The sequence below is a fragment of the Exiguobacterium sp. s75 genome, assembly GCF_018617145.1.
GTDB lineage: Bacteria > Bacillota > Bacilli > Exiguobacteriales > Exiguobacteriaceae > Exiguobacterium > Exiguobacterium profundum.
In genome coordinates this window covers 161,315-174,934 of record NZ_JACSJQ010000003.1, presented here as the reverse complement: position 1 = coordinate 174,934, position 13,620 = coordinate 161,315, and the positions used below count along the sequence as shown (strand labels likewise).

General features: G+C 49.8%; 13 protein-coding genes. 5 read left to right on the top strand and 8 right to left on the bottom strand.

The genetic code is table 11. The features are described 5' to 3' along the window. Positions 1–10: 10 nt before the first annotated feature. The gene (gene ypfJ, locus KNO68_RS12055; RefSeq protein WP_012727442.1) at positions 11–865 is read right to left on the bottom strand and encodes a KPN_02809 family neutral zinc metallopeptidase; all 855 of its coding nucleotides are present in this window, start codon (positions 863–865) and stop codon (positions 11–13) included. A gap of 148 nt (positions 866–1,013) precedes the next feature. Between ypfJ and KNO68_RS12050 the strand changes: the two genes are divergently transcribed. Further along, positions 1,014–1,202: a 2-hydroxymuconate tautomerase gene (locus tag KNO68_RS12050; protein WP_012727443.1), complete on the top strand. Its 189-nt coding sequence runs from the start codon at positions 1,014–1,016 to the stop codon at positions 1,200–1,202. A gap of 39 nt (positions 1,203–1,241) precedes the next feature. Here the strand turns inward: KNO68_RS12050 and KNO68_RS12045 are convergent, their stop codons facing one another. Next, positions 1,242–2,828: a Na/Pi cotransporter family protein gene (locus KNO68_RS12045; RefSeq protein WP_215112547.1), complete on the bottom strand. Its 1,587-nt coding sequence runs from the start codon at positions 2,826–2,828 to the stop codon at positions 1,242–1,244. Between the two features lie 22 nt (positions 2,829–2,850). Beyond that, complete coding sequence (locus KNO68_RS12040) at positions 2,851–4,146, bottom strand: HD domain-containing protein (RefSeq protein WP_159563019.1); 1,296 nt, start codon at positions 4,144–4,146, stop codon at positions 2,851–2,853. 101 nt (positions 4,147–4,247) lie between these two features. Here KNO68_RS12040 and KNO68_RS12035 point away from each other — a divergent pair, with 101 nt between their 5' ends. Together KNO68_RS12035 and KNO68_RS12030 are read left to right on the top strand one after the other, a co-directional pair. Next, the gene (locus tag KNO68_RS12035) at positions 4,248–5,096 is read left to right on the top strand and encodes a lipoate--protein ligase family protein (protein WP_371815846.1); all 849 of its coding nucleotides are present in this window, start codon (positions 4,248–4,250) and stop codon (positions 5,094–5,096) included. Positions 5,097–5,104: 8 nt separating this feature from the next. Beyond that, positions 5,105–5,950 carry a DegV family protein gene (locus KNO68_RS12030; RefSeq protein WP_214730213.1) on the top strand — a complete coding sequence of 282 codons (846 nt, stop codon included), beginning with the start codon at positions 5,105–5,107 and terminating at the stop codon, positions 5,948–5,950. 42 nt (positions 5,951–5,992) lie between these two features. Here the strand turns inward: KNO68_RS12030 and KNO68_RS12025 are convergent, their stop codons facing one another. From KNO68_RS12025 to KNO68_RS12015, 3 genes are all read right to left on the bottom strand, one after another. Continuing rightward, complete coding sequence (locus KNO68_RS12025; RefSeq protein ID WP_353047979.1) at positions 5,993–6,775, bottom strand: glycoside hydrolase family 3 C-terminal domain-containing protein; 783 nt, start codon at positions 6,773–6,775, stop codon at positions 5,993–5,995. A gap of 109 nt (positions 6,776–6,884) precedes the next feature. After that, positions 6,885–7,973 (bottom strand): IS200/IS605 family element RNA-guided endonuclease TnpB, encoded by a 1,089-nt coding sequence (tnpB, locus tag KNO68_RS12020; protein ID WP_215112546.1) that lies wholly within the window; start codon positions 7,971–7,973, stop codon positions 6,885–6,887. Between the two features lie 141 nt (positions 7,974–8,114). Further along, entirely contained in the window at positions 8,115–8,594 is a 480-nt protein-coding gene (locus KNO68_RS12015) for a glycoside hydrolase family 3 N-terminal domain-containing protein (protein WP_251024979.1), read from the bottom strand. 310 nt (positions 8,595–8,904) lie between these two features. On the opposite strand from KNO68_RS12015, the gene lipA reads away from it, so the two are divergent. Both lipA and KNO68_RS12005 read left to right on the top strand, forming a co-directional pair. Continuing rightward, positions 8,905–9,840 carry a lipoyl synthase gene (gene lipA / locus KNO68_RS12010; protein ID WP_324292278.1) on the top strand — a complete coding sequence of 312 codons (936 nt, stop codon included), beginning with the start codon at positions 8,905–8,907 and terminating at the stop codon, positions 9,838–9,840. Positions 9,841–9,857: 17 nt separating this feature from the next. After that, positions 9,858–10,688 (top strand): lipoate--protein ligase family protein, encoded by an 831-nt coding sequence (locus tag KNO68_RS12005; RefSeq protein ID WP_214735326.1) that lies wholly within the window; start codon positions 9,858–9,860, stop codon positions 10,686–10,688. A gap of 35 nt (positions 10,689–10,723) precedes the next feature. On the opposite strand, the gene desA is transcribed toward KNO68_RS12005, so the two are convergent. Continuing rightward, a complete protein-coding gene (desA, locus tag KNO68_RS12000; protein WP_214735327.1) occupies positions 10,724–11,737 on the bottom strand; it encodes a Delta(5) desaturase DesA in 1,014 nt (337 codons plus the stop codon). 201 nt (positions 11,738–11,938) lie between these two features. Further along, positions 11,939–13,480: an alpha-amylase gene (gene amyS / locus KNO68_RS11995; protein ID WP_370148226.1), complete on the bottom strand. Its 1,542-nt coding sequence runs from the start codon at positions 13,478–13,480 to the stop codon at positions 11,939–11,941. Positions 13,481–13,620: the final 140 nt, after the last annotated feature.

Genomic DNA, 13,620 nt, shown 5'->3' with positions numbered 1-13,620 from the left:
TACGCCCGATCTATAAGTTGTTCGTATTGAACGTGTCACCACCTTGAATCGATCCGTTCTCAAATCCTCTCTCGAACCAACGCATGCGTTGTTCCGATGTCCCATGTGTGAACGAGTCTGGCGTCACATATCCACGTGCCTGACGCTGCAGCGTGTCATCGCCAATCTGATGCGCGGCATTCATCGCTTCTTCCACGTCCCCCGCTTCAAGATACCCTAACCCTTGCGCGTGATGGGCCCATACGCCTGCATAGTAGTCTGCCTGCAACTCAAAGCGGACGAGATAGCGATTGAATTCGGTCTCGCTCATCTCGTTCCGAAGCGGCATGATTTCTTCTGTCGTCCCGAGAAGCGTCTGGACGTGATGCCCGACCTCATGGGCGACGACATAAGCCATCGCAAAATCCCCTGGTGCATTGAAACGTTGACTCAGTTCATCATAAAAACTCAAATCGATATATAATTTTTGGTCGCCGGGACAATAGAACGGACCAACAGCCGAGCCAGCAATACCACAAGCGGATTCAACCTGTCCGGAAAATAGGACGAGCGTCGGCTCTTCATACGTCATCCCATTTTCAGCGAAGATGTCTGTCCACACTTCTTCTGTATCCTTCAAGACGACCGCTACGAAATCTGCCATCTCCTCTTCACGAGCAGTTCCCGTATACGTCCCCTCCGATTGAGGTTCCCCGATTCCGATGTTGTTGACGAGATCCGTCGGGCTTCCCCCATTCAATAATGTAAAGACGATGACGAGAATCAATCCGAGACCACCCCCGACCCCGGCAATCCCCTTCCCTCCGATGCTACGGCCACGTCGATCCTCGACGTTTCGGCTCTGTTGTCTTCCTTTCCACTTCATCCCGATTCCTCCTACATTCGCTCTGTCTTGTTTATTACCCCAAATCCGGTAAAAGTGAGCTCATGTTTCTCGGTAAATGAGAATTTTCTTTTCTAGAGGAAGGGGATTCTCTACAATGAAAGAGACTTCAGCAAAGGAGGAATGACCCATGCCTTATGTAACGGTAAAAATGCTCCCGGGCCGTACCGTGGAACAAAAACGTGCATTAATCGAAAAGGTGACGGATGCCGTCTCCGAGACGACGAATGCGCCAAAAGAAAACATCACCGTCTTCATCGAAGAGATGGATGCGACACATTACGGACAAGCCGGCGTCATGCACGCAGATAAGAAGTAAGTGACGAACGGACTCCTGATATGGAGTCCGTTTTTTGTTCTAGTCTTCTCGGTTCACGTCGAACCGTTCACTCGGTACGGTCGGCTTAATCAAGTGACGTGTCGCTCGCCAGATGTGGTAGCCGATACGGTCGAGCCAGAGCAATACTTGTACTTTTTGTATCGTCTGGTCCATCTCCAACTGATTCGCCGCCGTCTCTTCTAGCAGCTCCGAGCGATGTGCTTTCCGATATTCCGCCAGTTGTTTTGAGGCCTGTTTCCACAGCTTCGAATCCTCTGGTGGCGTATGATGATTCAGTTGATTCACAAGGTCAAGCTCATGCAATACGAGTTCTCGTGCCGCTAAAAAGTCGGTGTCCCGAAGTGCGTGGACCGGTTCGACTTCTCGCAAGACATATAACCAGCGTTCCAGATGATCGATCGTATGCAAGAGGGATAGATGTTGGCCATAATCATTTTGCTTTCCTTCATCTTCAAGACGTATCGTGCTCAAAAAGACACGGACATCGCTCAACGTCTTGTCGACGAGCGTCAATTCATCTTCACGAAGACGTCCCTCTCGGACAAGCAATTCCGTCTCATTTCCTAAATATCGTTCGATTTCAAGTAAAGAGCGTCGTGCCGCTTCAAGAGCGACCGTAGGGAGTTGTGACATGTTTTTATCGAGCAGACGTGTCAATTTTTCGGAGCGACTCGGAATCCACTTCAGTAATCGACGTGCGAACGTTTGATAAAATGGTAGGAATAAGATCACACCTAGTAGATGGAATGTCGTATGGAATAAGGCGAGACGTAATAAGTCGTTCCAGTTGAACCAATCGGCTACTCGATTGACGACCTCGAAGAGAACAGGGAACGTCAGCCATCCAATGAGGACGATTGACACGTGGTAGATGGCATGCCCCAATACAATGCGTCGGGCTGACTTCCAGCCTCCGATTGAACCGAGTGCCACGACGAGGCTCGTCCCCGCACTTTGACCAAGCACCAAATAAGCGGCTTGCGGGAGTGAAATCGCCGCCGTCGCGAGAGCCGTCATCGTTAGCACGAGTCCAATCGTCGATGACTGAAGGACGGCGGTCATCATAAATCCGATTCCAATCAGAAGTGCCTGATGCAGAACGGTCATCTCACCGGCCGAGCCAAACGAGAACGTGACGACATCCCGCATCGCTTCTTGAAGTGTCCCAATCCCAACAAAAATCAACCCGATACTGACGAGCAACAGTCCCACTCGGCGAAGGCGTGGACGAGAGAGACGAAACGCCATCCCGATTCCAATGATCGGCAAAAACAACTGGCGCACGTCTAAGTTATAGCCGAGGATGGCAATGATCCATCCCGTCGTCGCGCTGCCTACGTTTGCGCCAATTACGAGAGGTAACGATTGCGTGAACGTGAGAAGCCCCGCGCTCACAAACCCAATCGTCATCAGTGTCGTCACCGAAGAAGATTGAAACAGGGTCGTCAGCATTGCGCCGAGAGTCGCCCCTGATAAAGAGCCGTCGGTGAATTGATTCAACCGATGACGCAATCGTGTACCAGCCCATTTTTTGAGCGTATCTGTCAGTAACGTCATCCCGAGTAAAAAAATCCCGATTCCACCAATCAGTGTCGCAATCTCCATCGTGTCACGCCCCTTTGCGTGTTTAATCGTCCTTCAATGTCGATAAAATCCACGATTTTTCATTCGCATAATCTTTTAAATTCAACAACACATCTTCCGGATAATAAATTTTTTCATCCGATTGTCTCGAGTTCAAAATCGACTGGACGAGCATCGAGACCTCTGAAATCTCTTTTCGCTCCCCGTCATTCATCTGTAGATAAATCCCCTCGTATTTGCCTTGTCCTTTATATAAATCGTATGGCAATTGACTCAATTGATCTTCAAGCAGATAGTATGTTGGTGGAAGCCCGATCGTCTCCATCGTCTGTCGCAAGCGCTCCATATAACGGACACGATTCGCTTCCGGGAAGTTTTTATATTTTAATAATCGGCGATTCACGAATCGACTCGCCAAATCGGCTAGAATCGCGTCGTCTTCTTCCATCCATTCTTGGAAATAGAAGTAGACGACCGTCTCATCCAATTTCAAATATTGTTCGAGTGACATACCGGTGCGTTCAAAGATCGGCAAAAAGTGTTTCGGCGTCATGTTAAACTCATAGCCACTCTCATAGAGCTCCTGTGCCCGCTCAAGAATCGCTTTCAAGAGGAGATCGCTCGACCGTGTCGCCGGATGAAGGTACACTTGCCAATACATTTGATAGCGACGCATAATATAGTCTTCAATCGTATGCATCCCAGACTGCTTGACCACGACTTGGTCTTCATCCGGACGCAAGACGCGCAACATGCGTTCTAAATCAAACTTTCCATAACTGACACCCGCAAAGTGAGCGTCGCGTAACAAATAGTCCATCCGGTCGACATCAAGCTGTGAGCTGAGCATATTGACGATCAAGCGATTCGGATGCGTCTTATTGATGATGGAGGCCACTTCTTCGGCAAACCCGACACCCATCTCAGATAAAACCCTATTTACTTCGGTTTCCCCTAAAATGATGCGCTCCGTCCACACTTCATGACGAACGGAAAAGACGTGCTCGAACGCGTGCGAGAATGGACCGTGTCCGACATCGTGCAAGAGCGCTGCTGCCAACAGTAGTTCACGGTCGCGGTCGTCCCATTCCGGATACTGTTGGAACTGATCGATTAACTGGCGTGCGATTTCATATACGCCGAGCGAGTGATGAAATCGCGTGTGCTCCGCGCCATGAAATGTCAAAAAAGACGTTCCAAGTTGTTTGATACGACGCAAACGCTGAAATTCTTTCGTATTGATCAACTCCCAAATGAGGTGATCGTAAACATAAATATATCGATGTACCGGATCCTTAAATACTTTCGATCCAGATAGTTGTCCTCGAGACGAGTACATGACATGCCCTCCTACGTTTCGTTATGTTCTAGATTCGACTTCAAACGAATCGTTCCCTCCATGCTATAATGAGGAGGAAAATTTTTTGTGAAAAGGAATTAATGTATATGATCCATCCATTGTTACAACAACCGAGCTATCGCATCATCGATCAGTCGAGTCTTGGCACGATGTTTCAAGCGGAACAATCGTTTGCGACCGATGATACGTTATGTGCGTCAACGCAAGAACGAGGTGCCGTCTTGCGGGCATGGGTGCACACCGATACGATTGTACTCGGAATCCAGGATGCTCGGCTGCCTCATTTGAAAGAGGGAATTCGTTATTTACATGAACATGGATTCCGTCCCGTCGTCCGAAACTCAGGCGGTTTAGCCGTGGTGCTAGACGATGACGTCCTCAACCTTTCTTTAATTTTACCAGAGAAGGACGGGATTCAAATCGACAGCGGCTATGAGGCTATGACCTCGCTCATCCAACACATGTTCCAAGACGTCACGAATGACATCGTCCCAGGTGAAGTCGTCGGTTCATACTGTCCAGGAAGTTTCGACTTGTCGATCGACGGCAAAAAGTTCGCTGGGATTTCGCAACGACGCGTCCGTGGCGGTGTGGCCGTTCAAATTTACTTGAGCGTAAGACAGAGCGGAAGCGCACGTGCTGAAATCATCCGTGACTTTTACGACCTTGCCATCCAAGGGGATGAGACAAAGTTCACGTACCCAACCATTGTACCGGAAACGATGGCTTCACTTGAAGACTTGCTTGGGATCCCACTTACCGTACAAGACGTCCTCACTCGGGCCTACCGCGTTCTTTCCACTGTCAGTTCGCTCCAAAACGCGACATTAACGGCAGACGAGCAAACGATGTTTGCAAGTCAGCTCGAACGCATGTGGAAACGGAATGAACCGTTACGCGACATTGAACAACAACTAGCAGAGGAGTGATTCATCCAATGTTTAAACTGATCACAGACACCGGAGCCGATTTGACACACGATCAAATCATCGAATATGGTCTTGAGATTTTACCGCTCGGTGTCATCATCGACAACGAAGAATTTTTAGACGGTGAGACGATTCAACCAAAAGAAGTATACGAAGCGATGCGGCATGGCAAGACGCCAAAAACGTTCCAAATCGAGGCATCACGAATCGAACACTGTTTCCGTCAGCATCTCGAGGCTGGAATCCCGTTCTTATATCTCGCTTTCTCCGGAGGACTCTCCGGTACATACCAAACCGCTGTCATGGTCGGCGAAATGTTGAAAGAGGAATATCCAGACAGTACATTCACGGTTCTCGATACACGGACCGCCTCTGTCGGACAGGCATTGTTCGTCAAGACGGTCGCAGAGTACGGACAAGACCATACGTACGAAGAAACGGTCACGTATGCTACTTCACTCGTCGGCAAAGTCCGCCACTTGTTCACGGTCGAATCGCTCGAATATTTGATGCGGGGCGGACGTGTCTCGAAGGCGAGTGCTTTCATCGGAGACTTGTTGACGATTTTACCGTTATTGACGGTCGAGGACGGCAAGCTCGTCCCGATTGAAAAGGTGCGTGGTCATAAAAAGGTCATGCGCCGGATGGTCGAATGGACAGTCGAATCGAAGTCGATCGTCGAGAACGGAGACCTCTTCATCGGTCATGGTGACGACCTAGAAAAAGCCGAACAGTTCGAGAAGATAGTCCGCGAACATCTCGAACCGAAGCACATCACGAAGACACTGGTCGGGTCTGCCATCGGTGCCCACACCGGTCCCGGTCTACTCGTCATCGCCTATTTCGAGGCATGAAAAAATGAGCTCTCCCAATTTTCGGGCGAGCTCATTTTCGTTTTAGCGATTCCAGTTTTTAAATCCATCACCGAACTGCGCGTAATTTTCGTCTTGGAACACACCGTCCACAAATTTCGGTACATCTACCGGCAACTTCCCTTGTGGCTTCACTTCACCGAAGATGGCACGAATGCCTGCCGGTAAGTTCGGACCTGCCGACTTCAAGTTGCCCGCCTCCGAATCTGGACCGTTCGGATCGCCTTTGAATCCATAGATTAAGAGATGTGCCGGGGCATCCGGTTGAACGGCAATGTCGTATGGGTTGCGCAAACTGAGTAAAACCGATTGTTTCCCTGTCTCATTTGCATAACGGAACACTTCGGCCGGTACATAATGATCAGCTGATGTCGGTTTTAATTTCGCGCTGTTGTTCACGTTCGAACCGACGATGATATAGTCAGCCGCTTCAACTTGTTGCCGTAGTGCCGGATTTTGATTTAGACGCGGCGTTGATGCTGAGTAGTTGGCCGTGATGACGTTCACGTCTTTCATATTCCCTGCATTCTTTTCTAGTGACTTGATTGTTTTCACCATGCTATCCGTTTGGTCTTTCGCTGGCGACAAGACGAGCACCGTGTCTCCTTTTTTCGGTTTGAATGGAAGCGTCTTCTTCTCGTTCTTCACGAGAGTGACTGCCGCCTCCGCGATTTCACGTTCCTTCACTTTATGCACCGCACTACCTACGACTGCGTTCGCTCCTGTGAGCTTTGTCTCGAGCGTCGTGGAGTCCATCGTTTCTCCCCAAATGCCACGCTCTGCTTTCAGTTGTGAACTACTCGCCACTTATTTACTTCGCAAATTGAAGTGGGAGCTTCTTGGGAAGATCGTACTTTTATTAGCCACGATTATTTACCAAGCTCGTCGGGTGGTTCCCACCCTGAAGGAATTCGTTTTAGGTCGCCAACATCAACAGGTTGATGCTCGCGTTGATGTCTCGATCATGATGCGCACCACAGGCACACGTCCATTCACGGACATCCATCGCCTTCTTCTGACCTTTCTCGCCGCAAGAAGAACAGATCTGCGTCGAGGCGAACCAGGGGTCTGCCTTGATGAGCGTCCGTCCATAGAAGGTACATTTGTATTCCAACTGTCGGACGAATTCGTACCAGCTGACGTCCCCGATGGACTTCGCCACCTTGTGGTTTTGCATCATATTCTTCGATTTCAATGTCTCCACGACGATGACTTGGTTCTCGTCAACGATCCGTCTCGACAGCTTGTGAAGGAAGTCCTTGCGTTGGTTCGCGATCTTCTCATGTCTCTTGGCGAGGATCAGCCTGGCCTTTTCACGATTCTTGCTTCCGATCTTCTTGCGTGACAAAGCGCGCTGCGCCTTCTTGACTTTCGCCTCGGATTGTCGGAGAAAGCGAGGGTTGTCGATCTTCTCCGAGACCATCGCGTCGTTCGTCATGACGGCGAAATGTTTTAGGCCGAGATCGATCCCGACCTTGTTCTTGGCTGGGATCCATGGTGCATCGTCCTGTTCGACGAGGAGGGAGACAAAGAACTTGCCCGTCCTCGTCATCGAGACCGTCGCCGACCGGATGACGCCCTCGAACGGGCGATGTTGGGTGAACCGCACGAACCCGACCTTTGGCAGCCGGACCTTGCCCGCCTCGATGCGGATCGTTCCGTGCTGGTTGTTCGTCGTGTAGGAGGCGCGCGACCGTCGTCTCGATTTGAAGGTCGGGAAGCCGGCCGTTCCGGCGAAGAACTTCGCGAACGCGGTGTCGAGGTTCAACTTCGCGTTCGCGAGCGCGAGGCTGTCCGCCTCGGCGAGGAACGGGAACAGGGGCTTGTAGGATGCGGGTGTCGCCGGATTTCGTCTCGTCACGATCCCCGCTTTCGCCTCATCGCGGATGGCGATGCGGTCCTCGAGCAGCTTGTTGTAGATGAACCGGGCGCAGCCGATCGTCTTGATGAGGAACTCGGCCTGTGCAGGCGTCGGGTGGAGCCTATATTTGTAGCCTTTCAGCATGTCCGTCCCTCCTCCCTCCAGCAGATCGTGATATGTCCTCCTCATCCGATACCCACGGAGGGGGAGGGAGAATCTGACGGAATCACGAACTTTTGTTCGTAACATCTGTCATAGGGAGAGAAAACTGTTGGACCGGGCGATTCATCTCCCACCTACGCCGGGCTTCGCCCCGAGACGCTTAGAGGAGGGAGAATTCTCGCCTGATTTAGTTAAAATACGTTCTACTGATTCATCGATGGTCGCCTCCGATAAACGTCCACCCTTCACTGCCGCAATGACTTCCTCAAAGATTGCTTCGAGTTTGATCACATCTGCTTCCGAGCGTAAAATCGTCGGCATGAGCGCGATGTCGACCCCCGCTTCGAACGTCTTGATGACCGCCTCTGCTTCCGTAAAATTGTCTGCGATGGCTTGCATGTTGAGTGCGTCGGTCACCACGATTCCTTCATGTCCGAGTTCCTCACGAAGCACTCCCGTGATGACATCATCCGAAAGCGTCGCCGGGAGTGGGAACGTGCCGCGTTCTGATTCGACGACCTCGTCCTCGATTTGTGGCATCCCGATATGCGCCGTCATGATCATGTCGATTCCTTCTGTGATGGCACGTTTGAATGGTAACAACTCGAGACCACGCCTTGTTCATGTTCCCACTCCCTTTAGTCAAATTTGGCTGACCCCCAAACGAAAAGGCATGGAGGAAGAAGCGTTGCCTCATCAACGCTCGTTCACCCCATGCCTGATCGCATCAGTTAGATTTGGTCCTTATTCAGGTGGTCAACAACAGTATAGCAACTCCACTTTTTAGAAACAATTGTTCAAGTGAAAGCGTAACCATTTTGAAACAATGTTTCTGTTTTGATACACAGTGAACTGTATTGGCAAAACCAATAATTTCCGTGGTTCGTTTTTGATTCGTTTTTTGGTAAACTCAATTCGATACAGGTTAACTTTCAAAAAGGGGGAAATTATTGTGGCAAGAGGGGAACTGAAACGTAAGCCGGAATGGTTAAAGATCAAATTAAACACGAACGACACGTATACCGGCCTAAAGAAAATGATGCGCGAGAAAAATTTACATACGGTATGTGAGGAAGCAAAATGTCCGAACATCCATGAATGTTGGGCGGTACGTCGGACTGCGACCTTCATGATTCTCGGGAGCATCTGTACACGTGCTTGCCGTTTTTGTGCCGTCACGACCGGAAAACCGAACGAGCTCGATTGGGAAGAGCCAAAACGTGTCGCCGAATCGGTTCGACTTATGAACTTGAAACACGTCGTCATCACGGCTGTCGCGCGTGACGACTTGAACGATTACGGGGCTACTGTCTTCGCAGAGACGGTTCGCGCGGTTCGCGCCATGAACCCGGAGACATCGATTGAGGTGCTCCCGTCAGACATGATGGGTGATTTCTCTGCCTTGCAGACGTTGATCGATGCGGGTCCTGACATCATGAACCATAACTTAGAGACAGTCCGTCGCCTCACACCGAGAGTCCGTGCGAAAGCAACATATGACCGCACGCTCGAGTTCTTGAAGCGTTCGAAAGAATTGAACCCGGATATCCCGACGAAGTCATCGATCATGGTTGGGCTTGGGGAGACGAAAGAGGAATTGATTGAAGCGATGGATGACCTCCGCGCGCACAACGTCGACATCTTAACCCTCGGTCAATACTTGCAGCCGACGAAGAAACACCTCGAGGTGGAACGTTACTACCATCCGGACGAGTTCGCCGAGTTGAAAGAGATTGCTCTATCAAAAGGATTCTCACATTGTGAGGCAGGTCCACTCGTCCGTTCGTCATACCACGCGGATGAACAAGTACACAAGGCGCGTCGCCATACGATGTTGCCAATCGACTAACAGAAAGAAGAGAGATTATGACTGGTACGATGTGGCACTTACTTAGAACTGAATCGACTTCACCGGCTGAAAATATGGCGATTGATGAAGCCATCGCCAATTGGGTCGCAAAGGGAGAGCTCAAACCGACGCTTCGTTTTTATTCATGGGCACCTCATGCAATCAGCGTCGGACGTTTCCAGCGAGCGACGCGTGACTTGGACCGGGACGCCCTCAAAGCGAACAATATTCCGGTCGTTCGTCGCTTAACAGGGGGACGTGCCGTGTTGCATGCGGATGAGTTGACGTATAGCGTCATCTTGCCCGAATCGACCCCTGCCCTCCCGACGAATATCATCGAGAGCTATCGCCTACTCACGGAAGGGATTCGTCGCGGATATCACGAACTCGGCGTCCCCGCCGAATTTTCGGTACCATTGACGGAAGAGGATCGCGAAGCGCTCCGCAAACCAAAATCGGCTGTCTGCTTCGATGCTGCTTCATACTATGAGCTTGCTGTCGACGGGAGGAAGATTGCGGGTAGCGCACAAGTGCGCCACCAAGGGGCCGTGCTTCAACATGGTTCGATTCCTCTCTCCGTCGATGATGAGGTGTTGTTTGACTGTTTCGCGATGGATGAGACGGAGAAACAAGAAGCAAAAACCCGCTTCAGCGAAAAAGCCGTCGCCTTGAACGACACGTTAAATCGTTTCGTTTCCTTTGACGAAGTAGCGGCCGCATTCGAGACCGGCTTCAAGGACGCTTTTTCGTTGACGTTCGAACCGCTTGTCTTCACGAAAGAACAGCAAGCCGAAATCGATTTGCTCGTCAAGAAGTATGAGAGTGATGAATGGGTCTGGAAACGCTAAAAAGATTGTCCCTTTTGATCAGGGACAATCTTTTTTTATGCCGCGTTCGCTCGGCGCAACAGATGGCGCACTTCTCGGAACGTGACGAATGTTTTGTTGTTCGCATCATACAATTTGTAGCGTAACGATTTCAAACTTGAAAATAGTCCGATTGTCGTCGCCCGTTGTAACGGCGGTGTCGACGTATGTGCTTTTTCTAGATGGTAGTTCGGCACGCGTGGACTCAGATGGTGGACATGATGGAATCCGATATTACCCGTCACCCATTGAAGCACTTTCGGCAACTCATAATACGAACTTCCTTCAATGGCCGCCTTCACATAATCCCACTCCTGCTCATCCTCGAAGTATGAATCTTCAAACGTATGCTGGACATAGAACAACCAGATTCCTAGCACACCGGCGATGAACATCGTCGTGCCTTGAACGATCAAGAACGCTTGCCAACCAATCAGATAGATGAGCGCGCTATATAGGACAACGAGAGAGATATTGATGAGATACGTATTTTGTCGTTCTTTTTTCCGCGCGTCCTTTCGGTTGAAACGACTCGTGACGAGAATAAGCCAAAGTGGTCCGAGACCGAACATAACGAGCGGATGACGATACAGGCGATACTTTAGACGAGTCCATTTTGACGCTTCTATGTACTCCTCAATCGTCATGACCCAGATGTCGCCGACACCTCGTTTATCCAAATTCCCACTCGATGCATGATGAATCGCATGCTCCCGCTTCCACTTCTCGTATGGGAATAACGTCAAGACCCCTGTGATGGTTCCGACAATCGCATTCGCCTTCTTGTTCTTAAAGAATGAACCGTGCGTACAGTCATGGAAGATGATGAACATTCGCACGACAAATCCTGCCGCAATCAGCGTGAACAGCAATGTCAGGAAAATCGAGACACTCAGTAGTTGGTACGCTAAAAACCACGATACGAGAAACGGTAGAATCGTATTGATCATCTGCCGCACACTGATCCGAATATCGGACTTTTCAAACGGCGAGACGTGCTTTCTTAATTGGGCAATCTTTTCTTTACTCATAACAACCTCCTTGAATTCAACAGCGTCACAACGCAAAAATATAGATAAAACCAACAACCAACGTTGTTCAATGTGAATTCATGGATCGGAAGTATTCCCTATCAAGAATTAACACTAGGTCATTATATCACGTATAAAACTTATGTGGTGAAAATTCAGAAAAAAGACTCGCCCCTATCTTTAGAGACAAGTCTAACTGATTCATTGTTGCGTATAGATGGAAACCGAGCCACCGTTGACGAAGAACTCGCCCCAACCGTCCGCATTGATCGTCACGAGACGTCCGTTATTTCCTGTCATGTCTTTCCACACTTCCCCTGCATTCTGTTTTCCGACATACATCCATTTCGACCCGCCTGATCCGTCCGACAAAATCGTCGCAAGACCAGACTTCGCACGGTCCGTCACCCCTTCACGTGTCCACCCGATGACGTCTTGGTGATTGATGTAATCATGTTGTGTGCCGTAGGCGAAATCTTTACGCGCTTTCAAAATCGGCTGAAGCGACGCTGACATATTCGGGATTTCACGGTTCGTCGTCCCTTTCGTTCCATAATAATCTCCGTAGAAGAGTGCTGGATATCCTTGACCGCGTGTCATGATGGTCGCATAGGCAAGCGGTTTGAACCAATTCGCGACCGTTGATTCCAGTGACTGCCCTGGTTGTGAGTCATGGTTGTCGACAATGGTGACAGCGAGTGTAGGATGCTGCTCGACGACCGTACCTTTTAAAATGTTCCGCATGTCATAGTAACCGCCACCATTCCCTGCCGCTTGGAAATTGTAATGGAGTGGTACATCGAATACGGAATGAGTGTAGCCCGTCTTGGCCAAGTAATCATTGATGGCCCCTAAGTCATTCTTCCAATACTCCGCAACAGTGAACATCTCTTTTCCGGTTGCCTGACGAACACTCGTCACCCATTCCTTTAAGTATGAATGATTGATATGCTTCACCGCATCAAGTCGGAAGCCGTCCAATCCGAGTGAATCTGCGTACCATTTCCCCCAGTTTTTCATCTCCTGACGTACTTCCGGATGCTCAAAATCGACATCGGCGTACATCAAGTAGTCATAGTTCCCGTTCTCACCCGACACTTCACTGTCCCATGCTTTACCCGTGCTCTTGAATTTGTAGATACGGCTCAAACTCCGTGACTGATCCCAATCAGTCCCGTCAAAGTGATACCAACGCCACTTGAACGGGGAGTATGTATTGTTGCGGCCCGCAAAGTTGAATCCCGTCCAGGCAGAAATGGCATATTCCCCAGACGTCTCTTGATTTCGGTTAGAAGGATTGACCTCGACCGCTTGAACGGACTCGGTATAATCCGCTCCGCCTTTATGGTTCATGACGACATCCCCATATACGCCAATCCCTTTCCCGCGTAAGTTCGAGATCGCCGACTGTAGCTGCGCTTTTGTTCCATACTTTGTCCGAGTCGTCCCTTTTTGATTGAACTCTCCTAAATCATACAAATCATAGGCCCCGTATCCAACATCATTTTGAGACGTCCCTTTATACGCCGGCGGAATCCAAACCGTGGAGATCCCGATGTCTTTCAAATGCTGCGAATCATTCGAGAGTCGGTTCCAGTGTTGCCCATCGTTTGGAACGTACCATTCAAAATATTGCATCATCGTACCGTTCTGTGGGGTCGCTGCCTGTGCGACCGGTTGCCCTGAAAGCAGTGCAATCGATGTCACTCCAGCTAGAACAGCAATCCCTTGTCGTTTCTTCAACATCCTTCATTCCTCCTCAAATAGTTAACGAAAACGCTTGCATTAATTATTGTGAAGGATTTTGATTTTGTTGCATAGATAGAGACTAAAAAACAGTTCTCTCTCCCTAACTATTTCTCATTCGAATAGTTCAGTCGAAC